The sequence below is a fragment of the Roseibium sediminis genome (assembly GCF_008711325.1).
Lineage (GTDB): Bacteria > Pseudomonadota > Alphaproteobacteria > Rhizobiales > Stappiaceae > Roseibium > Roseibium sediminis.
This window is the reverse complement of record NZ_VXDB01000001.1, coordinates 242944-267030: the sequence shown is the minus strand read 5'-3', so window position 1 is coordinate 267030 and position 24087 is coordinate 242944. Positions and strand designations below refer to the sequence as shown.

Genomic DNA, 24087 nt, shown 5'->3' with positions numbered 1-24087 from the left:
GCCAGAATGCGGCAGAAAGCCTCTTGTTTCTCGCGTCCCTATACGGTATACGCCCGGGTCACGTTTTAACGGTGCTGGTGTGTAAACGCTGGCAGAAAAACAAATCGCGCCTTTTTTGGCGACGGGCCCCCTTGGGCCGGTCGTGGGGTGTAGGAAAGGAAAAGCCATGAAATCGGATATTCATCCGGACTACCACACCATCAAGGTTGTCATGACCGATGGCACGGAATTCACCACCCGTTCGACCTACGGTTCCGAAGGCGACACGCTTCAGCTCGACATCGACCCGAACTCGCATCCGGCATGGACCGGTGGCGACCGTCAGTTGATGGACCGCGGCGGCCGTGTTTCCCGCTTCAAGAACAAGTACGCCGGGTTCCTCGGCTCCTAAGCCGAACAAGGCGACAGATTTTGAAGAACCCGGCTTCGGCCGGGTTTTTTGTTGGCTGCTCGCAGGTTGATAAAAGGTGCAAAAGCGCAAAAAAGAAGCCGCTCGAAAGCGGCTTTGAAAGGTGTTTTGCTGTCAAGCTGGCTCGGCCATCCCGGCTAGTGAATCGATGCCTGGCCGGAATTTCGAGCCCGTGGTTTCAGGATGGCAGGGCGCAAGGCGCCAAACCACTTTGTCCCGAAATAGGATTATCGCACGTTCCCGAAAGCGGCCTGGAGCTTGTCGAGCTGCGATGCAATGGTGTTGTCCTGATTGTCGTTGGCATCAGCGCCAGCTTTTTCCGCCTGCCGGTACAGCATGGCGTCAAGATGGACGATGCGTTCTTGCAGACGGATAGAACGTTCAATCAGGGAGCGAAGTGATTCCGGCAGACTGTCCCAAGCTGGGCCACCCATGGCGCTTGAGAGCTTTTCAAGCCGAACCTTGTTCTTGTCGCTTCCGGCCTGTTCGCGGGACATCTCGCCTTCGTTGACTGCGCGCTGCAGGAGCAGCCAGGAAGCCAGCTGCATGAGGCGCGTGGTCAAACGCATGGATTCGGTTGCATATGCCAGGGAAGCGGGGCGTTCCAGCTTCTTCGCCTCAACCCGGCCTTCGCCATCAAGATACATGGCTGTTTCTTCAACAAGAGCCATGCCTTCCTGAAACAGGTTCTGAAAGTTTTCCGAGTTTGCAAGACGATTGGCAAACTGGACCGGCTGGGGTGCCTGGGTTTGGGTGTGCTTGTCATCCATCATCTGTCGATCCGCCTTCTTACTCGATACGTTTGTCTCAAGTCCTGTTTTGGGGCTGTCCCTCAAAACCTGTTTCTTGTGCCACTATGGGACTTGATGAGAGTTCGAATACAGATATGCAACTCGTGTGCCAGTTTAATCTGCCCGGACATTGCCTCTCTGGGCGCACAATAGACGGTTGGCGGAGCAAAAAAAAGAGCCGCGTTACCGCGGCTCGAAGTGTTTAACAGGGAGGCGTCAAACAGAGTGGACAGGAGCCACTCCAAATCCAGATGACTGGATGACTATGTTTATAATTTGGAAAGATTAATAAGAAGTAAACGTATAAAATTTTACCTACTCAGGGTGCTGCGTAAGGTAGATATCAAAGCGCTTTGAATAAGTATTTGTAATTTTGACGATCTAGCTTCTAAATAATGCGTCCGCATCACTGCGAATTTTACTGCGCTTTTGCAGTTCCGCTTCCGTACGGGCGATTTCCTCGCGGAGCTGTTCAATCCGCTTGGTTAAATCGTCCTCCGACAGGCGACTCAGATCCTCAGCAACGTGTGGAACGTCAGGTTTCGCGCCTTTATACCAACCTCAAAAGATAAGAACCTATCTGACCGCGTCTGGGCACTGTTCGGCAAGGAGCAGGTTGCAGGGCGATATGGTTTATCGTTCAAAACCTGCAACGCAGCAGAACTGTGCCCAAACGCGGCCTTCGGTGGCTCGCTCCGGCTCGCCGGACAGCGTTGCGCTGCTTGAACGGCCAGTCAGGCCGTCCTGCGCAGCGCGCCTTGCCGGACAAACCGGACCAGAGCCATCAGATGGGTTCTTATCTTTTGAGGTTGGTATTAGATGTTTCCTCGTCAAAAAGCCCCATCGTCTATGTGCTCCATTGTCCTCATTGTCATGGGTCCCGCAGTTCAGTACCACTAACCCTAAGACTGAAACCCAGTTTAGGGAATTGATATGACGACCTTGCCCAGCACGATGACGGCCATCGCGATCTCAGAGCCCGGTGGGCCAGATGTCCTGAAACCGGAAAATCGGCCTGTACCGGTTCCTGCGGCTGGCGAAATCCTCATAAAGGTGGCGGCTGCAGGGGTGAATCGGCCAGATGTGTTACAGCGCAAGGGGGCATATCCACCGCCCAAGGGCGCCTCCGATCTGCCGGGCCTGGAGGTTTCCGGAACGGTTTGTGCGGTTGGCGAGGGCGCTCTGCGTCACTCTGTCGGCGACACGGTAACTGCCTTGTGCCCCGGCGGCGGATATGCGGAATACTGCGCTGTTCCTGAAGCCCACGCCCTGCCGGTTCCAAAAGGCCTGTCCCTTGTTGAGGCAGCAGCCCTGCCTGAGACATTCTTCACGGTCTGGAGCAACGTCTTTGACCGGCTGGGCCTTGTTGCCGGGGAGCGGTTTCTGGTTCATGGCGGGACGTCCGGAATTGGGACAACTGCGATCCAGCTTGCAAAGGCCTTCGGAGCCGAGGTGTTCACGACGGTTGGATCAAAGGCGAAGGCCGCTGCCGTGCGCCAACTTGGCGCAGACCATGTCATCAACTATCGTGAGGAGGACTTCGTCGAGGTCATCCGCGAGAAAACAGGCGGTGAGGGCGTTCACGCCATCCTGGACATGGTGGGTGGCGACTACGTCATGAAAAACTGGAAGGCCGCTGCCGTGGAAGGGCGCATTTGCCAGATTGCCACTTTGAACGGTCTTGCGCCGGATACGAACTTCTCCCTGCTCATGGTCAAGCGTTTGACCCACACCGGATCAACGCTGCGCCCCCGAGACAACGCATTCAAGGCGGCGATCGCAACGGCTCTTTATGAAAAGGTCTGGCCGTTGATTGAAAGGGGTGAGGTTCGACCAGTGATGGACTCCACATTCTCGTTATTGGAGGCTGCGGCTGCACATCGGAAGATGGAGACATCGGAGCATATCGGAAAAATCATGCTCACGATTGAATAAGACGAAATGAGCGTGCTTTTTCATCGAAGGTCATTTGCCTTTGGTTCCGGAAAGGCATATATTCTCGCAATCTCCCATCCAGTATGAATACAGGATTGCTTTTTCGCCCGGCCCGGCGAGGAAGCCGACGAAAGGAATATGACCGATGGCGAACACGCCGCTTATGCCGAAGGCCACCGCTGTCTGGCTCGTCGACAACACCGCTCTGAGCTTTGATCAGATTGCCGGCTTCTGCAAACTGCATCCGCTAGAAGTGAAGGCCATTGCAGATGGCGAAGCTGCTCAGGGCATCAAGGGTCTTGACCCTATCCTGACTGGCCAGCTTGCTCGCGAAGAACTGGAGCGGGCACAAAACGATCCGAATTACCAGCTGAAGCTTCAGGGCTCGAAGGTGGTGCTGCCGGAGGCGAAGCGCAAAGGGCCGCGCTATACCCCGGTGTCCCGTCGTCAGGACCGTCCGAATGCAATCCTGTGGCTGGTCCGTCATCATCCGGAACTGAAAGACGCTCAGATTATGCGCCTGGTTGGCACGACCAAGCCGACAATCGCTGCCATTCGCGATCGGACCCATTGGAACTCGTCGAACCTGACACCGTCCGATCCGGTCACCCTCGGTCTCTGCAGCCAGCTGGAGCTGGATATCGAAGTCGAAAAGGCCGCGAAGAATGCTCCGATCCCGTCGCAGGTTGAGCTCGAAGAGACCCTGATGCCGGTTGAGGAAAGCACGAGCGAGGAAGCGCTGGCAGCTGCATTCAAGTTCGACACGTCCCGTCCGGCTCCGCAGCCGGAAGAGGTATTCGATGCCGATGCAGTGTTTGCAAAGCTGAATTCTCTCAAGAATGCCAGCAATGCCGACGAAGACGACGACGACGCCTGATCGGCATAAATAAGAGCACTTTAGAGCCGTCGGTTGCGTGATCAACCGGCGGCTTTTCTTTTTGGAGTCTCTTGGATTTGCCTATCGCTCGGTGAGCTTGAGTTCTATGCGGCGGTTCTTGGCAAGCGCGTCCGGGGTTTCACCCTCTTCCAGCGGCTGGAATTCGCCGAACCCGGCAGCCACAAGCCGCTTCGGATCGACGCCCTGCTCGATCAAGTAACGCACCACCGAAATTGCGCGGGCTGCGGACAGTTCCCAGTTGTTGCGAAGACGCCCTGTTCCCGAAAGCGGGCGCGCATCCGTATGTCCATCCACACGCAGAACCCAGTTGATCTCGTCGGGGATCTGGACTGCAAGCTCCTTGATGGCGTCGGCCAGTTTCTTCAGTTCGACCTGACCTTCGGGATTGATGTCTTCCGAGCCGGAGCCGAACAGGACTTCTGACTGGAACACGAAACGGTCGCCGACGACGCGGATGTCCGAGCGTTGGGACAGGATTTCGCGCAACCGCCCAAAGAAATCGGAACGATAGCGGGAAAGCTCCTGAACGCGCTGGACCAGAGCCGCATTCAGTCTCTTTCCAAGACTTGCGATCTTCGCCTGACTCTGGGTTTCCTTTGCCTCCGCGGCTTCAAGAGCTGCATTGGCGGCTGCCAACTGGCGGCGCAGGGCACCGATCTGCTGGTTTAGAAGTTCGATCTGGGCAAGGGCGCGCTGGCTGACCTGTTTCTCGTCATCCAGCAGGGTCTCCAGCTGGGCAGCCCGTCCTCCAGCTTCATCTGCCTCTCCGGAGCTGTTGGCCAGAAGGGCCAGCAGGCGGTCCTTTTCGCTCGTTGCATCACCAAGGCTTGCTTCAAGGCCGGAGATGGTATCTTCCAGCTCGCGTGCGCTTGCGCGTTCCAGAGCAAGAAGCTGGGTGAGTTCGGAGATTTGGGCATTCAGGCGGTTCAGAACCGTGTCCCGACCTGACAATTGCTGCGACAGGAAAAACTGCGCCAGCATGAAAATGGACAGAAGGAAGATGATGACCAGCAACAGGGTTGCCATGGCGTCGACGAAGCCCGGCCAATAGTCCGTTCCCTGATTGCGCCGGCGGGCGCGCATGCCTCCGGCCATCGTCTACTCCTTCGCGCGATCAAACGCTGCAGAGATGGACGTGAGCAGCGTCTCGATCCGCTTTTGCTGCTCGCCCTGACCTTCCGCCCAGTCCCGCATCATCTGCTGCTCGGACCTTACGTGTTTCACGAGGCCCTGGATGCCTTCTGCGAGATTGGCCATTGCTTGGGCCGCATTCTTGCTGCTGCCCTCTTCAATGGTTTTCTGGAGCGCCTTGATGGCAGCCTGAACCTGATCAACATTGCCGGACATGTTGGGCGCAAACTGGCCATCTTCCGGTTCAATATCCGTCACGGTCGAGAGCCAGTCCTCAAGTTCCGTGTAAAAGCGGTTCTGAGCCTGTCCGGCCTGCAAATCCAGAAAGCCGAGGATCAGGGAGCCTGTCAGGCCGAAGAGGGACGATGAAAAGGCCGTGCCCATGCCCGAAAGCGGCGCTTCAAGGCCAGCCTTCAGGTCTTCGAAAATGACGTTGGCATCTCCGGATCCAACGTCGAGGGACTGAATGGTCGCGCCAACCGCGCTTACGGTTTGCAGGAGGCCCCAGAAGGTGCCCAGCAGACCGAGAAAGACAAGGAGGCCTGTCAGATAGCGAGATATCTCGCGGGATTCTTCAAGACGCATCCCGATGGAATCGAGGATCGTGCGCGCCGTTGCTGGCGTCAGGGTCATTTCCCCGACCTTGTTGCCAAGCAGGGTGGCCATCGGGGCAAGCAGAACAGGACCGCGATCATCCAGACCGGGGTCGCCGGTCCTGAAGCCATTGACCCAGGAGATTTCAGGGAAGAGCCTGATAACCCGCCCAAACAGGAGGATGATGCCGAACAGCGCCACCATGATAATGAGCCCGTTCAGTCCCGGGTTGCTCACAAAGGCGACGGAAATCTGCCGGTAAAGTATGAAGGCGATAAAGGATACGATCACCAGGAAGATGATCATGAAGGAGAGATAAGCCTTAGGACTGGACAGGCTGTAAGGGTCGAAGTCTCGTGCCATGAGTCGCCAAAATCGCCAATGAACCGTAACTCATTGATAGCGTGATTTGATTGGCGAAGAAAACCGTTAATCGTTAACGGCGACAGGCTTAACCACCGCTAACGTCACTTGCGCGTAAGCAGCGTTTTGCGCAAGTGACGGAAAAAACGGATAAATATGGTTATCAGGCAGACGCTGCGGTCTTGAGAAGACGCAGGATATGACGATGGGAAAACTCGTTTCCGGCGACGACGTCACCGTTTTCGAGCATCTTGTCCTTGCCTTCCATGTCACTGACATAGCCGCCAGCTTCCTTCACCAGAAGCAGGCCTGCAGCAATATCCCATGAATTGAGCTTGTGTTCCCAGTAGCCGTCCAGACGGCCGGCGGCAACCCATGCCAGATCGAGTGCGGCAGCACCGGCCCGGCGGATACCTGCGGTTTCCGGCATGATGTAGCGCAGTTCCTTCAGGGCGCGGCCATGATCGCCGCGGCCAATGAAGGGAAGACCGGTGCCAAACACCATGTCTGCCGGATTTTCACGGGCCGCCACGCGCAGGCGGCGGTCATTCAGATAGGCGCCACGGCCCTTTTCGGCGGTGTAGAGCTCGTCCATGACGGGATTATACACCACGGCGGCTACGATCTGCCCGTTGCGCTCCAGACCAATGGACGTCGCAAAGATCGGGATGCCATGCAGAAAGTTGGTGGTGCCGTCCAGCGGATCGATATGCCAGCGGTGATTGCCGTCCGTACCTTCGACCTCGCCGGATTCCTCCATCACGAGACCGTAGGTCGGGCGTGCCTTGATCAGTTCGTTGCGCAGAATTTCTTCTGCCCGGCGGTCGGCGGCAGACACGAAGTCGCCCGGGCCCTTGCGGGAAACCTGAAGGTTCTCGACTTCACCAAAATCGCGTATCAGTCCGCGTCCCGCCTTCGTGGCGGCCTGGACCATGACGTTCAATATTGCTGTGCGGGCCATACCGTTGCCGTTCTTGTTGGGCGCGGCCTTGTCGGACCGCGCCTGAATGTGTTTTGGGGTCTTTTAGTCCGCGCGGCGCACGTATTCCAGAGTGCCAGTGTCGACAATGATCTTCTCACCAGCGGTAATGAAAGGCGGAACCATTACACGGACACCGTTTTCCATGATCGCAGGCTTGTAGGACGAAGACTGGGTCTGGCCCTTCACGACGGCATCAGCCTCGGTGATTTCCAGGACAACATGCTGCGGAAGGGTGATGCCGATCGGGCGCTCTTCGTGCATTTCAACGGTGACCATCATGCCGTCCTGAAGAAAGGCTGCGCGGTCGCCGACAAATTCGGTCTGCAGTTCGAGCTGCTCGTAGGTCTCCGTGTCCATGAAGATCAGCATGTCTTCCTGGGTATAGAGATACTGGAAGTCTTTCTGCTCAAGGCGAACACGCTCGACCTTGTCTTCCGAGCGGAAGCGCTCGTTCAGTTTGCGGCCGTCAATGAGGTTCTTCATTTCGACCTGGGCGAAGGCGCCGCCCTTGCCCGGCTTGACATGATCCACCTTGACCACTGCCCAGAGGGTCTCTTGGTGCTGCAGCACGTTGCCCGGCTTGATTTCGTTACCGTTGATCTTCATGAAACGACCGATTGTCTGATTGTTGTGAACTGGTCTACGCAGCAGGCCCGGTTCGGGTAGCGTAGCAACCGATTGGCGCCTCAACACCACACTTGAGCGCAGGTTTCAAGGAAAAAAGAAGGGTGTCCCTAACAGAGTGCGTTCCAGCTTCCTCAAGGAGACGGAGGCGTCTGGTCGGATGAGGGAGCAAACAGGGTGGCTGTGCGCTGTCCGGCGAGTGCCTTGGCAGCTTCCACCTCGTCTGGATCCAACCCGTTGACGAAGGTGTCCAGAAGCGGATCTTCAACGCCGAGTGCACGGGCGACATAGTGCCATGCAGCAGCCTGAACAGGGGCCGGATCGCGCCCGCGGCCATTTGCAAGGATGCGCGCCAGCCGGTTCATCGCAACGGGATTGCCGGCAATTGCAGCGCGCTCAAACCATGCGGCGGCTTCGCGCTCATCCGGGTCCAGTCCTTTGCCCTGAAATCTCAGGATGCCGTAATAGACTTGCGCGGAAGTGTGACCACGGCGGGCGGCCCGGCCCAGCCAGAAGGCACCCTGGCCTTCATCCACCTCACCGCCAATCCCTTCCAGATAGGACAGTCCCAGCGTGTATTGTGCTTCCGCATCATTGAGCTGCCCGGCCTGAAGCAGAAGATCGCGGGCCTTCGCCTCATCGCGTTCTCTTCCCTCTCCGGCCTGATAGAGGAGCGCAAGATTATAGAGGGCGGAGGGCTTTTCGGCTTTTGCTGCTATTTCGAAATAGTCTGCCGCCTTCTTCTTGTCGGCCTCCACCCCATTGCCAAGCAGATAGAACTGCCCCAGCCGCAAGGCGGCTTCCGCGTCGCCTTGCGCTGCGGCGAGCTGATACCAGTCTGCCGCCTTGGAATAGTTCTGAGCGATGCCGCTGCCGGTCTCGTGCAAGACACCCAGAAGCGTTTGGGCCGGAAGATTGCCTTGCTCTGCCAGAGGCGTTGCCATAGCGAGGGCGGTCAGGAACCAGCCGCGCTGAAAGGCACCATACGCGATATCTTCCGTGACGCCTGTGTCTTCCGGCACGATCGGTGGCCCAGCGTCAATAGCCAGGATCAGGCCCGGGTTTTGCGGCTGTTCCTGCACTTCGGCATTTGCTTCGGACTGCGGTTCCGCGGCGGGATCAACTGCGGGCGTTTCGGCTGCCGCCGCCGGTTGCGTTTGAGCTTCCGGGGTTTTTGTTTCCTGCGCAAATGCGACGGGCACAAGCAGCATGATCGAGGCGGACGTCGCCACGCACAGTTTCACAAGGCGTGAACCCGCTAGAAGGGAAACAGTTCTGGCAATCGGCTGACCGGTCATCTGATCAATCGGCGTCCTCAAATGGATGGTTTTCCAAAATGGCATTCGCAGCCTTTACGGCTTCGCCCGGACCTTCCGGGTGAGACCATACGGCGTCCTTGAGGGCGACAAAGTCCGCGCCGGTCGCCGCTGCTGCCTCGACAGACGCCATCGTCTTGCCGCTCAGCGCGACACACGGAGCCTCAAAGAGTTCCGACCACCAGTCTGCCTTGGAAATGGTTTTCGGGTGGGCCTCGTCCTGTTCTTCAAGGTCGAGACGGCCAAAGAAAAGATAATCCACCCCGGTCTCGGCGACTTCCATATCCTCGTGTTTCAGCTTTGTGCCACCGGCTCCGACAATGCGGGCAGGTTGAAAGCTTTCGACGGCAAGTTTCACGTCGTCGAGGGAAGAATCAATGTGTACACCATCTGCTCCGGACCGACCGGCGGCTTGTGTATCGGCATAGACGATAGCGGCGGCACCTGCGGCCTGAATAACCGGCACCAGGGTTTCCGCAGCCTTTTGAATATCCTTGGAACTGGAAGAGGGCATGTAGATGAGCACGCAGGCCACGTCTCCACCCTGAAATGCAGCCTCCAGTCTTGCGGACATATCTGCCGTGTCAAAGGCGGGCGGAGTTACGAGGAATAGGCGTGGCCGGTTCACGGGGCGTGTCTCTTTGCTTGGCTGCAATAGCGGGTCGAACGTGCCTTTAGCCTCTAATCATAGCAAAAGAGGGGCGCAAGGCCCCTCTGTGAAATTAAATTTTGCAACCAGCCGGAGATTAGCTGACCTTTGGGTCGAGGCTTCCGTCCTTGTAGCGGGCTGCCATTTCGGCCAGCGTCGCTATCCGGCTGATTTTTGCGGCCTGTCCGGCGGTGTTGAAAGCCTCGAAACGTTGGACGCAGAGTTTTTGCATCGCGTCGCGGGCAGGCTTGAGGTATTTGCGCGGATCGAACTCGCCGGGGTTCTCGGACAGGATCTTGCGGATCTGGCCGGTCATCGCCATGCGGTTGTCCGTGTCGATGTTGATCTTGCGAACGCCGTTCTTGATGCCACGCTGGATTTCCTCGATCGGCACACCCCAGGTTTGGGGCATCTGGCCACCATACTGGTTGATGATGTCCTGCAGATCCTGCGGAACTGATGAGGATCCGTGCATGACAAGATGCGTGTCGGGCAGGCGGCGGTGAATTTCCTCGATCACATGCATGGCGAGGATGTCGCCGTCCGGCTTGCGGGTGAATTTGTAGGCGCCGTGGCTGGTGCCCATGGCGATGGCAAGCGCATCGACCTTGGTTTCCTGAACGAATTTGACCGCCTCGTCCGGATTGGTCAGCAGCTGGTCTTCACTCAGTTTGCCTTCTGCGCCGTGACCGTCTTCCTTGTCGCCCATGCCGGTTTCGAGTGAACCGAGAACACCGAGTTCGCCCTCAACGGAAATGCCGCCGAGATGGGCCATATCGGTCACGGTCTTGGTGACGCCTACATTGTAGTCCCAGCCAGCCGGTGTCTTGCCGTCTGCTTCCAGCGAGCCGTCCATCATGACGGATGTAAAACCTGCCTGAATGGCGGTCATGCAGGTGGACGGTTCGTTGCCGTGGTCCAGATGCACGCAGACGGGAATATGCGGGTAGATTTCGGTGACAGCGTCCATCATGTGCTTCAGCATCACGTCATGGGCGTAGGAACGTGCTCCGCGGGATGCCTGAATGATGACCGGCGAATTCGTCTGGTCGGCTGCTGCCATGATGGCAAGCGCCTGTTCCATATTGTTGATGTTGAATGCTGGCACACCATAGTCTTGCTCTGCAGCGTGGTCGAGCAATTGGCGAAGCGTAATCCGAGCCATCAAAATCTCCCGTTTTGCCATGACCGGCGCGGAGCGGGTTGACCTCGCGCCAGTAGAACGTGGCTTGTCGATGCGGTGTTTCTACCAAACCATCCGAAATTGGGAAGATGGGCGGCAAGGACCTAAATCAATTAAATTGATGACGGTGAAAAGAAATTCGGCCCAGGCATGGTTTTCCCGGCACTTGTGCCGGGAAAATGACGGTTTTTTCGAGCTGTTCTTTCAATTGGTCTTGCGCGGACTCAATTGGATGAGAGCGCTGCTGGTGAAAACAGCACACCGAACTGTTCGCACCAAATGACCACGGACTTGAATTTCGAAAGATCGGCGTCTGCCGGGATCGAATACCGCTGGTCGCCGATATTTCCCTTGAGCGGACCGAGGGACAGCCACTCCCCATTGATCACATCGGAAGCGGAAGTCGGGTTCTCGTGGTTTGACAGCCAGACCTTGAGGTCCGGTCCGTTGGTGACCTTGAATTCGGACAACTGGAGTTCGGTGCCGTTGTCCAGTTGCACGAGAGTGGCCTTGCCCGAGCCCTTGTGGGCGAAGTCCGCATCCTTGAAGGTGCCGGTGGCCAGGATCTGGGAAGAAGAAACAGTCACGAGATTCTCCGAAACGGTGCGATCAATCCACAGTGGGGAAGCCAGATACCAAAACGCTGCGCCAAATACGGCTCCCGCAAGGAAGCAGGGAATTGCGATCAGGAGAAATCTTTTCATCTTTTTACAAGCCATATTTACGCATGGGAAGTCTCGGCTCTTATCGATCTTTTACGGAAAATATGCAAGCAGTTACGGCAACTTGCATCAAAAAGTAAAAGGGCTCGCCGCTGGCGAGCCCTTTCCGAAAGTTGGTTGAGGGACCGGCAGTCTAGCCCTCCAGAGCCTTCACTCCCGGTAGCTCCTTGCCTTCCAGCCATTCCAGAAAGGCCCCGCCCGCCGTCGATACATAGGAGAAGCTGTCCGCGGCATCGGCGTGATTGAGTGCGGCGACTGTATCGCCTCCACCGGCGACGGAATTCAGCTTTCCGGCCTTGGTGCGCTCTGCAGCGTGCTGGGCTGCTGCCACTGTCGCTGTATCAAACGGTTCGATCTCGAAAGCGCCGAGTGGTCCGTTCCAGACGAGGGTGGCTGCCGTGTCGATCTTCTTGCGGACGTTGTCGACGGAATCAACTCCCACATCGAGCATCATTGCGTCCTCGGGGATGGCATCAATCGCAACAGTTTCGTTGGCCGCACCTGCCTTGAATTCGCGAGCTACAACAGCGTCTGTCGGCAGGACGATCTCGCAGCCGGCCTTTTCCGCGGCTGCCATGATGGTCCGGGCTGTATCGGCAAGATCATGCTCGCAAAGCGATTTCCCGACATTGACGCCTTTTGCGGCGAGGAAGGTGTTGGCCATGCCGCCACCGATCACCAGCAGATCGACCTTGGTGACAAGGTTTTCCAGAAGATCGATCTTGGACGAGACCTTTGCGCCGCCAACCACGGCCAGCACCGGGCGCTGGGGCTCGCCAAGGGCGGATCCCAGAGCTTCCAGTTCTGCCTGCATGGTGCGACCGGCAAAGGACGGCAGGAGCCGAGCGATGCCCTCGGTGGAGCCGTGGGCGCGGTGAGCCGCGGAGAAGGCGTCGTTGACATAGACATCGCCGTTCGCGGCGAGCGCCTTGGCGAAGTCCGGATCGTTCTTTTCCTCGCCCTTGTGATAGCGGGTGTTCTCCAGCAGGAGCACGCCGCCATTTTCCAGCGCTGCAATCGCCTCTTCCGCAACCGCACCGATGCAATCTTGTGCGAAGGCGACAGGCTTGCCCAAAAGGGTGGCGACCGCGGGAGCAACCGGAGCCAGAGACATCTCTGCAACCCGCTCTCCCTTCGGCCGGCCGAAGTGAGCAAGCAGGATGACTTTCGCGCCCTTGTCGGACAGTTCCCGGATTGTCGGCAGAACCCGCTCGATGCGGGTGGTGTCGGTCACTTTGTCCCCGTCCATCGGAACATTCAGGTCGACTCGTACCAGAACGCGTTTGCCGGAGAGGTCGGTGAGGTCATCAAGGGTCTTGAAGGTCATGTTTGAAACTCAACAGGTTGGGTTATGGCCGTGAGGAGTTGGTGGTAATGGCAATGCCAATTCCGAACAATGTCAGGAGGACACCGAAGGAACGCTCCATCCAGAGTTTGGCGCGCATGAAAGCCTGCCGAACACTGGGCAATGTGAAGAACAGCGTTACCAGAACAAACCAGAGGAAGACGCCGGATGCCATGATCCCGCCATAGCCGATTTTGGTCCAGAGTGGGGTCGTCGGTGAAGTGACCTGCAAGAACACACTCATGGCAAACATGGTTGCCTTCGGATTGGTCACATTGGTGAAGAAGCCCCAACGAAGGGCCTTCAGCGGGCTCATGGTGGTGTTCTCGCTGCTTTTCGGCGGCTCAGAAGAGGCTGAGCGGAACATGGTGACACCTAGGAAGATCAGGTAGGCGGCGCCGATAAGCTTGAGGGCGTTGAAGAGGAAAATCGATTGGGAAACAATCAGCCCGATGCCGGCGAGCGCGTAGGAAACGTGGACGCCGAGGGCAAGGGCAATGCCGAGCGCGGTCATGATGCCGGCCATGCGGCCACCGACAAGCGCATTGCGGAGAACAACCGCGAAGTCCGGGCCCGGAACAATGGCCACGACAACGGTCAGCGATATCACAGTCAGAAGTTCAATCATTCTTGTCTCATTATTCGAAATAAAAAGGGCGGACATGCGCCTTGCACATCCGCCCCCTCAATCAAACTGTCTGTCTGATCACCATGATCAGATCAGCTTAGCCATGGCGACGGCTGTGTCGGACATGCGGTTGGAGAAGCCCCACTCGTTGTCGTACCAGGTCAGGATACGCACAAAGGTGCCATCCATGACCTTGGTCTGGTCCATGTGGAAGACCGAGGAGTGCGGGTCATGGTTGAAGTCCATGGAGACCAGCGGCTCTTCGGTATAGCCAAGGATGCCCTTGAGCTTGCCGTTGGCTGCTTCCTTGATGGCTGCGTTGATTTCCTCAACGGATGTTTCGCGCTTGGCGATGAAGTTGAGGTCGACAACAGAGACATTCGGGGTCGGGACGCGGATTGCGACGCCGTCCAGCTTGCCATTCAGCTCAGGAAGAACCAGACCCACTGCCTTTGCGGCGCCGGTGGAGGTCGGGATCATGGACATTGCAGCGGCGCGGGCCCGGTAGAGGTCCTTGTGCATCGTGTCCAGGGTCGGCTGATCACCGGTGTAGGAGTGGATCGTGGTCATGAAGCCCTTTTCGATGCCGACGGTCTCATTGAGAACATAGGCAACCGGGGACAGGCAGTTGGTGGTGCAGGACGCATTCGAGACGACGAGGTCGTCCTTGGTCAGGGCGTCATGGTTCACACCAAACACGATGGTCTTGTCAGCGCCTGCGGCCGGGGCCGAGACCAGAACGCGCTTTGAGCCATTCTCCAGATGGAGGGCGGCCTTGTCGCGTGCTGTAAAGATGCCCGTGCACTCCATTGCGACATCAACACCGAGTTCGCCCCAGGGAAGGTCCTTCGGGTCGCGGATAGCGGTGACCTTGATCGGGTTGCCGCCACCTACGGAGATGGTGTCGCCGTTTACAACCACATCCGACGGAAACCGTCCGTGTACAGAGTCGTAGCGCAGGAGATGTGCATTGGTTTCAACCGGACCGAGGTCGTTGATCGCCACTACTTCGATATCGGTGCGACCGGATTCAACAATTGCACGGAGGACATTCCGGCCAATGCGGCCAAACCCGTTGATTGCAACCTTGGTTACCATTCTCTACTCCCAAAATGGAGCGTGGCGCTGCCCCGCTCATGCTGAAAACCTGACCTGAACCGGAATAGGCGGCCGCGTCACAAGTCTCAAGACAATTCCTCTTGGTGAAATCACTTAGCCAATTTGGCCTTGGCAGCCTCGACTACGGCTTCCGTGGTGATTCCAAAGTGCTTGTACAGCTCCTTGTAGGGACCGGATGCGCCAAATCCAGACATGCCGACGAAGGTGCCGTTCGAGCCGATGAAGCGGTCCCAACCCATGCGAATCCCGGCTTCGATCGCGATCTTGACCGGAGCCTCGCCAAGGATGGCCTCCTTGTAATCGTCGGACTGTTCCTCGAACAGTTCGAAGCAAGGTACGGAAATAACACGGGCAGCAATGCCTTCCTCGGCCAGCTGTGCCTGTGCCTCAACAGCGATTTCCACTTCCGAACCGGACGCAAACAGCGTGACTTGCGGGGTCTCTTCGCTATCGACCAGAACATAAGCGCCGCGGGCGCAGAGGTTCTTTTCCTCGAACTCGGTACGCTGTGCGGGAAGATTCTGGCGGGTCAGCGCAAGCACGGACGGAGCGGACTGGTTTTCCAGAGCAAGCTGCCAGCACTCGAGGGTCTCGGTAATGTCTGCAGGACGGAAGAAGTAAAGGTTCGGAATGGCGCGAAGGGCGGCATAGTGTTCGACCGGCTGGTGCGTCGGGCCGTCTTCGCCAAGGCCGATGGAATCATGCGTCATCACGTGGATGACACGCTGGTTCATCAGGGCAGCAAGACGCAGGGACGGACGGCAGTAGTCGGAAAAGACAAGGAAGCCGCCGGAATAGGGAACCAAACCGCCGTGAAGCGCCATGCCGTTCATCGCGGCTGCCATGCCGTGTTCGCGAATTCCCCAGTGGATGTAACGGCCAGAGAAATCGTCCGGTGTCACCGGCTTGGTCTGGGCAGTTTTGGTGTTGTTGGATCCGGTCAGGTCGGCAGAGCCGCCGATGGTTTCCGGAACCACCTCGTTGATGACACCCAGTACGGCTTCCGACGCCTTGCGGGTCGCCATGTTCGGCTTGTCTTCGGCGAGTTTCTTCTTGTAGGCGAGAAGCGCATCGGTGAGGCCACCTGGCAGATCACCACGCTGACGGCGTTCGAACTCGACGCGGACTTCCGCGTCCTTTTCCGCGAACCGCTTTTCCCATTCCTTGTGGGCGTGGGCAGAGCGAAGACCGGCGATGCGCCATGCATCCAGAATTTCGCTCGGAACCTCAAAGGGCTTGTGCGACCAGTTCAACGCTTCGCGGGTGCCCGCGATTTCGGTTGCGCCAAGCGGAGAGCCGTGCACGCCAGAGGTGCCTGCCTTGTTCGGAGCGCCGAAGCCGATGGTGGTTTTGGCGGCGATCAGGGTCGGGCGGTCGCTGGCCTGAGCCTGACGAATTGCAGCTGCAATGGCCTGCGGATCGTGACCGTCAATGCTGATGGTGTTCCAGCCGGAAGCCGCAAAGCGGGCAACCTGGTCGGTGGAATCGGTGATGCTGACCTTGCCATCAATGGAAATGCCGTTGTCGTCCCAGATCACGATCAGCTTGTTCAGCTTCAGATGACCGGCCAGCGAAAGGGCTTCCTGGCTGATGCCTTCCATGAGACAGCCATCGCCTGCCAGAACATAAGTGAAGTGGTTCACCAGATCCTGGCCGAATTGGGTTTCCATCAGGCGCTCGGCGATCGCCATGCCGACACCGTTTGCCAGACCCTGACCGAGCGGGCCTGTCGTGGTTTCAATGCCTGCGCCATGGCCGAATTCCGGATGGCCCGCAGTGAGCGCACCGATCTGACGGAAATTCTTGACCTGGTCGAGCGTGAAGTCTTCGTAGCCCAGAAGATAAAGAAGGCTGTAAAGCAGCATCGAGCCGTGACCGGCGGACAGGATGAAACGGTCGCGGTCCGCCCAGTCCGGTGCAGTCGGGTCGAATTTCAGGAATTGTGTGAAGAGGACGGTCGCAATGTCGGCTGCGCCCATAGGCAGGCCTGGGTGACCGGAATTGGCTTGCTCCACTGCATCGATGGCAAGAAAGCGGATCGCATTTGCCATGCGCTGGTGTTTTTCAAGGTCGGTCATCATAATCCCATCGGTTGTGGCGATCAGCCGGGTCATGTCGTCTTGTTGGCGCCCCGGTTTAGCGGGTCCTATGCCCCTGAGCTACGGGGAGGTGGGCGCGTGCTCGGAAAAGCGCCCGACAAATATCAGGAACATTCCTTGAGTCAATAAACACAGGTGTCGAATGACACGTTGAGACGTGATCAATTGAGGATTCTTACGATGTGGCATTGACGGAGGTTTTGGTCGGCGCCTACTGTTTTAACCTTACGAAATGTATTGCTTCGCCCAAATCTTCAAAAGTTTGGCAGAAAGACTTCGCATGTCAGTGGAGTTTATGGCAATCATTGAGTGTGGGGGGGCAGAATGCTGCCAGAGGTGTTTTTATGGTAGCGCGTGCGGCACAAGAACGACGTGAGGAAGTGGCGTTGAGTTTGGCAGAGAGCGAGCATGAAGGTGTGGTCACACTGGATGGTGCCCTTCAGCGGCTTGAACGCGCACTTGGCACTCTGGAAGGCGTGGTGCAACATCGCGTGGAAGTTGATCGGTCGGTGAGCGGTCTCAAGGAAGACATTCAACGACTTAGCGAGGATCGCTCGCAGCTTGCTTCTACCCTGGACAAGGCGGAAGCCAAGGCGGCGAGGCTGGAAGATGCGAACCGGGACGTGTCCCGTCGGCTTGTTTCGGCAATGGAATCGATCCGCTTCGTACTGGAAGAACGCGGGAGCTGATCGCGCATGGCGCAAATCACCGTAACAATCAATGGCAAGGCGTTCCGGATGGCTTGCGACGACGGGGAGGAAGACCGCCTGCTGGGTCTGGCCAACCGGTTTGATGGATTGATTACGGAACTACGCGATGCCTTTGGCGAGATTGGCGATCAACGCCTGACAGTCATGGCGGGTATCATGGCAACAGATCAGCTTGCTGAGCTCGAGCGCAAGAATGCAGAGCTTGAAATCGAACTGAAACGGGTAAGGGAAGCCCAATCACAGGCCGCCGTTTCCAAAATGCGGACTGAAAGCGAAGTTGCCGAGGTCATCGACCGAACGGCGGCAAGGCTGGAAATCCTTTCCGAACATCTCAGCCGGACCCTTAAGCCACAGTAAGTCCGGCCTGCAATGAATGGCTGATCAAACCCGGTTGGACCACGTCTTCGTGAGGGACTGGTTTTTGGCTTCCATCGTGTCTATATGCTGTTGCTGTGGCTGCGTGACACGTGAGGAACTTTATCCCCGGGGCCTTACGCATTCCTGAGGGAGCTGTCCCTGCTCTGGACCGTGGTCTGTTGCATACGGCGCCCACCTACACTGTAGGTTTCCCGGGATTGCACTTTCCCACGGTCATGCGGCTACGCTGATCCTTCCCGGACATGCCGTGTTTCGGGGCATGCCGGAGCGACCAGACATGAGCGCAGTGACTACCGACAAGGCGGCGCAAAAAGCTGCCCTTCGCAAGGAAGCATTGTCGCGGCGCGGAGCCATCTCTCCTATTGACCGCATTGAGGCATCGTTGAGCCTCGTTACCCAAGCAGAATTGCTGAACTTGCCCCTTGGTGCCGTCGTCGCGGGCTATTGGCCTATCCGCGACGAACTTGATCCCCGACCGCTATTGCATCGCCTCCGTGAACTTGGACACAGGCTTTGTCTGCCTGTCGTTGCAAAGCCACATCTTCTTTTTCGGGAATTCGGAACGGAGACGGATTTTGAGCCCGCCGGGTTCGGAACAATGGCTCCTGGCCCGCAAGCCCCGGAAATCCGCCCCGATGTTCTGTTGATGCCGCTATCGGCCTTTGACGGGGCAGGAAACCGCATCGGATATGGGAAAGGGCACTACGACACGGCGATCGCCGCCCTTGAAGGGACGGGTCCTCTGGCGCTCATAGGTCTTGCATTTGATGTCCAAGCGGTGGAAGAGGTGCCGGCAGAGGCTCATGACAAGCCGATGGATGGAATTTTGACGGAAAGCGGGTTCAGACGCTTTCCCAAGTGAGGATGCATGAAACTCCTGTTTCTCGGAGACCTTGTCGGACGCGCGGGCCGAACTGCGGCAATTGAACTGCTTCCCAACCTGGTCGAGGATCACCAGCTCGACTTTGTCGTGGTCAATGGCGAAAACGCGGCCTCCGGCTTCGGGATCACCGAGACAATTTTGCAGGATGTGCTGGATGCGGGGGCGGATGTCGTCACCACCGGCAATCACGTCTGGGACCAGCGGGACACGCTTGTTTATATCGAGCGACAGGATCGGCTGTTGCGTCCGGTGAATTTTCCAAAAGGCACGCCGGGGCGCGGCGCCCATTTGTTTACCGCCCGCAACGGGGCGCAAGTGATGGTCGCCAATGTCATGGGCCGCGTCTACATGGATGCGCTGGATGATCCCTTTGCGGCAATTGACCGGGTGGTGGATGATTGCCCGCTTGGACAGGTCGCCGATGCCATCATTGTCGACATGCATGCCGAGGCAACCAGCGAAAAGCAGGCCATGGGCCATTTTCTGGACGGGCGGGTGAGTCTCGTTGTTGGCACACATACCCATGTGCCGACTGCCGATCACCAGATCCTGTCCGGTGGGACGGCCTATATGTCAGATGCAGGCATGTGCGGCGACTATGACAGCGTGCTGGGCATGGACAAGGAAGAGCCGGTGAACCGGTTTCAGCGCAAGATACCGGGAGGAAGGTTCACCCCGGCGCTGGGCGATGCAACGGTTTGTGGTGTGGCTGTTGAAACCGATGACCGGACCGGACTTGCCACGGCGATCGCTCCAGTTCGCATAGGCGGACGGCTGGAGCCGGTGCTGCCTTCCTTCTGGCTAGCCGACTGATCAATTCCTGAGTTGAACTTTCCCGCTGACGCTGGATTTTCCACGGCAATTTGCCTATAAGCGTCGCACATTTAGAGACCGAACCTCAGCGTTCAGCAGAAAAACTCGAGAAATCCCATGGCAGGACATTCAAAATTCAAGAACATCATGCACCGCAAGGGCCGTCAGGACGCGGCGCGGTCGAAGGTGTTTTCCAAGCTGTCGAAGGAAATCACCGTCGCTGCAAAAATGGGTGACCCGGATCCGGATTCAAATCCGCGTCTTCGCCTTGCCGTTCAGAACGCCAAGGCTCAGTCCATGCCCAAGGACAACATTCAGCGCGCCATCAACAAGTCTCAGGCTGGCGATGCCGAGACCTACGAGGAAATCCGCTACGAAGGCTACGGCCCGGCAGGCATTGCCATCGTTGTCGAGGCTCTAACGGACAACCGCAACCGTTCCGCATCCAACATCCGTTCCTATTTCACGAAATGTGGCGGGTCTCTGGGCGAAACCGGCTCTGTGTCCTTCATGTTCGACCGCGTCGGCGAAATCACCTACGGCGTAGATGCCGGTGAAGCCGATGCAGTTCTTGAAGCTGCTATCGAGGCTGGAGCTGATGACGTTGTTTCTGACGAAAACGGCCATGTTATCTACACCTCCTTTGAGGATCTGAACGAGGTCGGCAAGGCGCTTGAAGCAACCCTTGGCGAAGCCGAGTCCACCAAGATCATATGGAAGCCGCAGAACCTGACGCCGGTGAATGCGGAAAAGGCGCAGACGCTGATGAAGCTGATTGATCTTCTTGAAGACGATGATGACGTTCAAAACGTCTATTCGAATTTCGATGTGGATGAAGAGACAATGGCATCCCTCGCCTCATAAGGGGCGCCTGTCAATCAATTGAACCCCGGCTTTGCCGGGGTTTTTTGTTTATGGGAAGAGAGTTTGATGGACCGCATTTTTGATCTGACCCTTCAGGATCCCAAGACCTTGCAGGAACGTGCGTTGAAGCTTTGCGAAGAGGCCGGCGAGTTGGCGCAGGCGGTCTTGTCTGCAACGAAGGCTCCGGGAAGCGCCTACAAGGAATTGGGGCTGGAGGATGTGCGAGAGGAGGCTGCGGATGCAGCCATCGTTGCCTTGAGCGTTCTGGCTCAAACCTGTGCAGATGAAGAACAGTTCAACGCGGAGCTGAAGCGGCTATTTGCCGAGAAAGCCGCCAAGTGGAGCAAGGTGCTGGCTGGCAATGCAGCCTAGCGTAGATAAGCATCAAGGAGTGGCATGCTGCTGATCGCGGCAAGGCCGATCAGGGCATAGGCGACCCAGCGATAGAGTTTGCCGTCCGCCTTTCCGAAAAAGCGTGATCCGAGGAGAACGCCAATCGCGTAGCATGGGGCGCAAACGATCAAAAGATGCAGAACCTTGACGGTGAAGAACCCGTGAAGGAAATAGGCAATGCAGGTTCCAATGCTTGCCAGGGCAAAGAAGATGATCAGGTTGGCCCGAACCACTCCTGGTTTGCTGGAACTGGAGAGCCAGAACGCAGCCACCGGCGGGGCGGAGACCTGGCTGATACCGCCGAGAAGGCCGGATGTTGCGCCGACCCCAAAGGAAACGGCGGGCCGCGGTTTGCCATCATATCGCCAGCCGGAAACAAGCAGCAGCAGCAGACTGCAGACGATGGCGAAGATAACCCAGCGCAACAAGACGATATCGGTGTTGCCGAGGAACCATGCGCCGGCATGGACAAAGAGGACAGAGCCGAGGACTGCAGGAAGGACCGTTCTCCAGTCACAGATGCGCATCGCTTTTACCGCGAGCGGCAATGTGACAAGCCAGTCGAACAACAAGAAACCTGCTGCAGCAACAGCTGGATGAATGAGGCTGGTAGCAACAGGCATAAAAATCATTCCCGCGCCAAAGCCCGCGAAGCCGCGGACGCAGCCTGCTATGAATACAACGATGGCCAACACCGCCAGAAGTGCAGGCGGGTAGGAAACAAATGGATCAATCATCTGGGCCTGAGCCTGAGGAGATTGGGAATAGTTTTTGTTAGTGCCCGGTTCTTGTGGCGTCAACGCCGAAGTTTTGTTACCGCTTTGTTCTATGATGCATCCGATTCGAATACTCGGCATTGATCCGGGACTCCGCCGCACCGGGTGGGGCGTTATCGAGGTTCTTGGCAATCGCCTGAGCTTTGTTGCTTCCGGCACCGTGACATCCGACAACAAGATAAGTTTGGCCGAACGGCTGGTTCAGCTCCATGACGGCTTGACGCGGATCGTCAGCGATCAAAATCCCGAGGAGGCGGCTGTTGAACATACATTCGTCAACAAGGATGCAGGCGCGACGTTGAAACTGGGTCAGGCGCGCGGGATTGCGCTTCTGGTTCCGTCCCTTGCCGGATTGCCGGTTGCCGAATACGCGCCGAACCTTGTGAAGAAAACCGTGGTCGGCACAGGCCACGCAGAAAAGGAACAGATCCGCGCCATGGTGAAGGTTTTGATGCCTAAGGCCGTGTTCAACAGTGACGATGCGGCAGACGCGCTGGCAATTGCCATTTGTCATGCGCATCATCGCAAGGCGGCGGCCGTTCTGGGCGGCAAGAGGGGCGCGGCATGATCGGGAAACTGAAGGGAACCATCGACAGCTACGGCGAAGATCATGTGATCCTTGACGTTCACGGTGTCGGCTATCAGGTGCATTGCCCGTCCCGCATTCTTCAGGGCCTGCCGCGTGCGGGCGAAGTAGCGGTGCTTTTCATCGAGACGATCGTGCGTGAAGACCTCATTCGCCTTTATGGCTTTGGTGATGAGGCGGAGCGTGAATGGTTCCGCCTGCTGATGACGGTCCAGGGGGTGGGCGCAAAGGTTGCCCTTGCCATTCTCGGGATTTTGAGAGCCAGCGAGATTGCCAATGCCATTGCCCTGTCGGACAAGGCAACTGTTTCGCGGGCACCGGGGGTCGGCAAGAGGGTGGCAGAGCGCATCATTACCGAGCTAAAGGACAAGGCTCCGAGCTACGCCAGTGTGGATGACGCAACGGTTGCCGTGTCTCAGAGCGTTTCTGAAAATGTTGCAGCCCGTCCGGTCGCAGAAGCTGTTTCCGCGCTGACAAATCTGGGGTATGGCCAGCCGCAGGCGTCGGCTGCTGTTGCACGTGCCCTGCAAAGCGCGGGCGAGGACGCCACAACGGAAACCCTGATACGTCTCGGACTTCGGGAGTTGGCGCAATGATCGCTGTCACCTACGCTGCCATCGCAGTCTTTTTTGTTGTCGCCGGCCTCGGCGGAATCATGTTCCTTGATCACAAGTTTTCCCTTGCGGTCGAAGGGCGGAACTATTCGATAAAGGGACGCCGGATCGTGACCGACGATCCCTATGTGCGCAACACTCACCGCAAGTTCTATGCTCTGCGGGTCGCCTATTCCATTTTCCTGCTGGCGCTTCTGTTCTGGATGGTCAGCCATGTCGGATGACACGCGGATCGTGACACCGGAGATCCGGGGCGATGAAATCGACAGCACGATGCGCCCGCAAGTGCTGGATGATTTTGTCGGTCAGGCTCAGGCGCGCGCTAACCTCAAGATCTTCATCGAGGCGGCAAAGGCGCGTGGCGAGGCGCTGGATCACGTCCTGTTTGTCGGCCCTCCGGGGCTTGGCAAGACGACGCTGGCGCAGATCATGGCCCGTGAACTTGGCGTCAATTTTCGCGCCACGTCCGGCCCGGTCATCGCCAAATCCGGTGACCTTGCAGCTCTCCTCACCAACTTGGAAGAGCGCGATGTTCTGTTCATCGACGAAATTCACCGACTGAATCCGGCAGTTGAGGAAGTTCTCTATCCGGCGATGGAGGATTACCAGCTCGACCTGATCATCGGAGAGGGACCAGCTGCCCGGTCAGTGAAGATCGATCTGGCGAAGTTCACGCTGGTAGCAGCGACAACACGTCTCGGGCTTTTGACCACACCGCTGCGTGACCGATTTGGCATTCCGGTTCGTCTGGAATTCTATACGATCCCGGAGCTTGAGCACATCGTGAAGCGCGGGGCGCGGATCATCGGTGTTGGCATGGCCGACGACGGAGCGCATGAAATTGCCAAGCGCTCACGCGGTACACCGCGAATTGCTGGGCGGCTTTTGCGCCGGGTGCGCGACTTTGCCGTTGTCGCTGGCAATGACCGAGTGGATCGTGCTCTGGCCGACAGGGCTCTTTCTCAGCTGGAAGTCGACGGGGCAGGGCTGGACAGTCTGGATCGGCGGTATCTCAACCAGATTGCGCGCAATTTTGGTGGGGGGCCGGTCGGGATTGAAACCATCGCAGCTGCCCTTTCCGAGCCGCGGGATGCCATTGAGGAAATCGTGGAGCCGTATCTGATCCAGAACGGGTTCCTGCAGCGCACACCGCGTGGTCGCGTTCTGACGAATGTGGCCTTTGCCCATCTTGGGCTTGCCGTTCCTGATCGTCCCGATGCGCCGCAGCTCGGCCTCTTTTCCGATCCGAATACCTGAATGGCTGAAAGTGACCGCGCAGTGG

Annotated in this window: 27 protein-coding genes, 1 other RNA gene and 1 pseudogene; 14 read left to right on the top strand and 15 right to left on the bottom strand. The window is 57.6% G+C overall.

Features of this window, described 5'->3' with window-relative positions; genetic code table 11:
- Positions 1 to 166: 166 nt before the first annotated feature.
- On the top strand, positions 167 to 391 hold the full coding sequence (rpmE, locus tag F0155_RS01200) for a 50S ribosomal protein L31 (RefSeq protein WP_150522645.1): 225 nt from the start codon (positions 167 to 169) through the stop codon (positions 389 to 391).
- A gap of 245 nt (positions 392 to 636) precedes the next feature.
- On the opposite strand, the gene rcdA is transcribed toward rpmE, so the two are convergent.
- Both rcdA and F0155_RS01190 read right to left on the bottom strand, forming a co-directional pair.
- Positions 637 to 1182, bottom strand: a complete 546-nt coding sequence (rcdA, locus tag F0155_RS01195) for a protease adaptor protein RcdA (protein WP_150522644.1) — start codon at positions 1180 to 1182, stop codon at positions 637 to 639.
- Positions 1183 to 1581: 399 nt separating this feature from the next.
- Positions 1582 to 1722 (bottom strand): annotated as a pseudogene (locus F0155_RS01190) (DUF1192 family protein); the annotation flags it as partial.
- Positions 1723 to 2133: 411 nt separating this feature from the next.
- Between F0155_RS01190 and F0155_RS01185 the strand changes: the two are divergent.
- On the top strand, positions 2134 to 3135 hold the full coding sequence (locus tag F0155_RS01185; RefSeq protein WP_150522643.1) for an NAD(P)H-quinone oxidoreductase: 1002 nt from the start codon (positions 2134 to 2136) through the stop codon (positions 3133 to 3135).
- 145 nt (positions 3136 to 3280) lie between these two features.
- Positions 3281 to 4012, top strand: coding sequence for a DUF1013 domain-containing protein (locus tag F0155_RS01180; RefSeq protein ID WP_150522642.1), 732 nt, complete (start codon positions 3281 to 3283; stop codon positions 4010 to 4012).
- Positions 4013 to 4093: 81 nt separating this feature from the next.
- Here F0155_RS01180 and F0155_RS01175 read toward each other — a convergent pair whose 3' ends face one another.
- From F0155_RS01175 to tkt, 12 genes are all read right to left on the bottom strand, one after another.
- Complete coding sequence (locus F0155_RS01175) at positions 4094 to 5128, bottom strand: peptidoglycan -binding protein (protein WP_150522641.1); 1035 nt, start codon at positions 5126 to 5128, stop codon at positions 4094 to 4096.
- 3 nt (positions 5129 to 5131) lie between these two features.
- Positions 5132 to 6121 (bottom strand): flagellar motor protein MotA, encoded by a 990-nt coding sequence (locus F0155_RS01170; protein ID WP_150522640.1) that lies wholly within the window; start codon positions 6119 to 6121, stop codon positions 5132 to 5134.
- A gap of 163 nt (positions 6122 to 6284) precedes the next feature.
- A complete protein-coding gene (locus F0155_RS01165; RefSeq protein WP_150522639.1) occupies positions 6285 to 7082 on the bottom strand; it encodes an inositol monophosphatase family protein in 798 nt (265 codons plus the stop codon).
- 63 nt (positions 7083 to 7145) lie between these two features.
- Positions 7146 to 7709 (bottom strand): elongation factor P, encoded by a 564-nt coding sequence (efp, locus tag F0155_RS01160; RefSeq protein WP_150522638.1) that lies wholly within the window; start codon positions 7707 to 7709, stop codon positions 7146 to 7148.
- Between the two features lie 152 nt (positions 7710 to 7861).
- Positions 7862 to 9070 carry a tetratricopeptide repeat protein gene (locus F0155_RS01155; protein WP_208999069.1) on the bottom strand — a complete coding sequence of 403 codons (1209 nt, stop codon included), beginning with the start codon at positions 9068 to 9070 and terminating at the stop codon, positions 7862 to 7864.
- Positions 9030 to 9671 carry a thiamine phosphate synthase gene (locus F0155_RS01150; RefSeq protein ID WP_208999068.1) on the bottom strand — a complete coding sequence of 214 codons (642 nt, stop codon included), beginning with the start codon at positions 9669 to 9671 and terminating at the stop codon, positions 9030 to 9032. Before F0155_RS01150 ends, F0155_RS01155 begins: the two co-directional genes overlap by 41 nt.
- Before the next feature lie 118 nt (positions 9672 to 9789).
- Entirely contained in the window at positions 9790 to 10857 is a 1068-nt protein-coding gene (gene fba, locus F0155_RS01145) for a class II fructose-bisphosphate aldolase (RefSeq protein WP_150522636.1), read from the bottom strand.
- Positions 10858 to 11099: 242 nt separating this feature from the next.
- Positions 11100 to 11462: a DM13 domain-containing protein gene (locus F0155_RS01140; protein WP_208999067.1), complete on the bottom strand. Its 363-nt coding sequence runs from the start codon at positions 11460 to 11462 to the stop codon at positions 11100 to 11102.
- Between the two features lie 268 nt (positions 11463 to 11730).
- Positions 11731 to 12924, bottom strand: a complete 1194-nt coding sequence (locus tag F0155_RS01135) for a phosphoglycerate kinase (protein ID WP_150522634.1) — start codon at positions 12922 to 12924, stop codon at positions 11731 to 11733.
- 22 nt (positions 12925 to 12946) lie between these two features.
- Positions 12947 to 13570: a LysE family transporter gene (locus tag F0155_RS01130; RefSeq protein ID WP_150522633.1), complete on the bottom strand. Its 624-nt coding sequence runs from the start codon at positions 13568 to 13570 to the stop codon at positions 12947 to 12949.
- An 87-nt stretch (positions 13571 to 13657) separates the two neighbouring features.
- The gene (gene gap / locus F0155_RS01125) at positions 13658 to 14668 is read right to left on the bottom strand and encodes a type I glyceraldehyde-3-phosphate dehydrogenase (protein ID WP_150522632.1); all 1011 of its coding nucleotides are present in this window, start codon (positions 14666 to 14668) and stop codon (positions 13658 to 13660) included.
- A 110-nt stretch (positions 14669 to 14778) separates the two neighbouring features.
- Entirely contained in the window at positions 14779 to 16767 is a 1989-nt protein-coding gene (gene tkt / locus F0155_RS01120) for a transketolase (RefSeq protein WP_150522631.1), read from the bottom strand.
- A gap of 365 nt (positions 16768 to 17132) precedes the next feature.
- On the opposite strand from tkt, the gene F0155_RS01115 reads away from it, so the two are divergent.
- The 7 genes from F0155_RS01115 to F0155_RS01085 all read left to right on the top strand — a co-directional run bounded on the left by F0155_RS01115 (position 17133) and on the right by F0155_RS01085 (position 20808).
- Complete coding sequence (locus F0155_RS01115) at positions 17133 to 17477, top strand: DUF4164 domain-containing protein (protein WP_150522630.1); 345 nt, start codon at positions 17133 to 17135, stop codon at positions 17475 to 17477.
- 6 nt (positions 17478 to 17483) lie between these two features.
- Positions 17484 to 17855 carry a cell division protein ZapA gene (locus tag F0155_RS01110; protein ID WP_150522629.1) on the top strand — a complete coding sequence of 124 codons (372 nt, stop codon included), beginning with the start codon at positions 17484 to 17486 and terminating at the stop codon, positions 17853 to 17855.
- A 93-nt stretch (positions 17856 to 17948) separates the two neighbouring features.
- Positions 17949 to 18104, top strand: a non-coding RNA gene (ssrS, locus tag F0155_RS01105) — 6S RNA.
- A 49-nt stretch (positions 18105 to 18153) separates the two neighbouring features.
- The gene (locus F0155_RS01100; protein WP_150522628.1) at positions 18154 to 18738 is read left to right on the top strand and encodes a 5-formyltetrahydrofolate cyclo-ligase; all 585 of its coding nucleotides are present in this window, start codon (positions 18154 to 18156) and stop codon (positions 18736 to 18738) included.
- 6 nt (positions 18739 to 18744) lie between these two features.
- The gene (locus F0155_RS01095; protein ID WP_150522627.1) at positions 18745 to 19572 is read left to right on the top strand and encodes a TIGR00282 family metallophosphoesterase; all 828 of its coding nucleotides are present in this window, start codon (positions 18745 to 18747) and stop codon (positions 19570 to 19572) included.
- A 117-nt stretch (positions 19573 to 19689) separates the two neighbouring features.
- Positions 19690 to 20436, top strand: coding sequence for a YebC/PmpR family DNA-binding transcriptional regulator (locus F0155_RS01090; RefSeq protein ID WP_150522626.1), 747 nt, complete (start codon positions 19690 to 19692; stop codon positions 20434 to 20436).
- 66 nt (positions 20437 to 20502) lie between these two features.
- The gene (locus tag F0155_RS01085) at positions 20503 to 20808 is read left to right on the top strand and encodes a MazG-like family protein (protein WP_150522625.1); all 306 of its coding nucleotides are present in this window, start codon (positions 20503 to 20505) and stop codon (positions 20806 to 20808) included.
- Here the strand turns inward: F0155_RS01085 and F0155_RS01080 are convergent.
- Positions 20805 to 21566 carry a sulfite exporter TauE/SafE family protein gene (locus F0155_RS01080; RefSeq protein ID WP_150522624.1) on the bottom strand — a complete coding sequence of 254 codons (762 nt, stop codon included), beginning with the start codon at positions 21564 to 21566 and terminating at the stop codon, positions 20805 to 20807. The two genes, F0155_RS01085 and F0155_RS01080, sit on opposite strands and share 4 nt — an antisense overlap.
- 91 nt (positions 21567 to 21657) lie before the next feature.
- On the opposite strand from F0155_RS01080, the gene ruvC reads away from it, so the two are divergent.
- From ruvC to ruvB, 4 genes are read left to right on the top strand one after another with little or no spacing between them, the layout of a single operon-like run.
- A complete protein-coding gene (ruvC, locus tag F0155_RS01075) occupies positions 21658 to 22173 on the top strand; it encodes a crossover junction endodeoxyribonuclease RuvC (RefSeq protein WP_150522623.1) in 516 nt (171 codons plus the stop codon).
- Complete coding sequence (ruvA, locus tag F0155_RS01070) at positions 22170 to 22787, top strand: Holliday junction branch migration protein RuvA (protein ID WP_150522622.1); 618 nt, start codon at positions 22170 to 22172, stop codon at positions 22785 to 22787. The genes ruvC and ruvA overlap by 4 nt, the downstream gene beginning before the upstream one ends.
- Positions 22784 to 23029 (top strand): endonuclease, encoded by a 246-nt coding sequence (locus F0155_RS01065; RefSeq protein WP_150522621.1) that lies wholly within the window; start codon positions 22784 to 22786, stop codon positions 23027 to 23029. Before ruvA ends, F0155_RS01065 begins: the two co-directional genes overlap by 4 nt.
- On the top strand, positions 23019 to 24062 hold the full coding sequence (gene ruvB / locus F0155_RS01060) for a Holliday junction branch migration DNA helicase RuvB (RefSeq protein ID WP_150522620.1): 1044 nt from the start codon (positions 23019 to 23021) through the stop codon (positions 24060 to 24062). The genes F0155_RS01065 and ruvB overlap by 11 nt, the downstream gene beginning before the upstream one ends.
- Positions 24063 to 24087 lie beyond the last annotated feature (25 nt).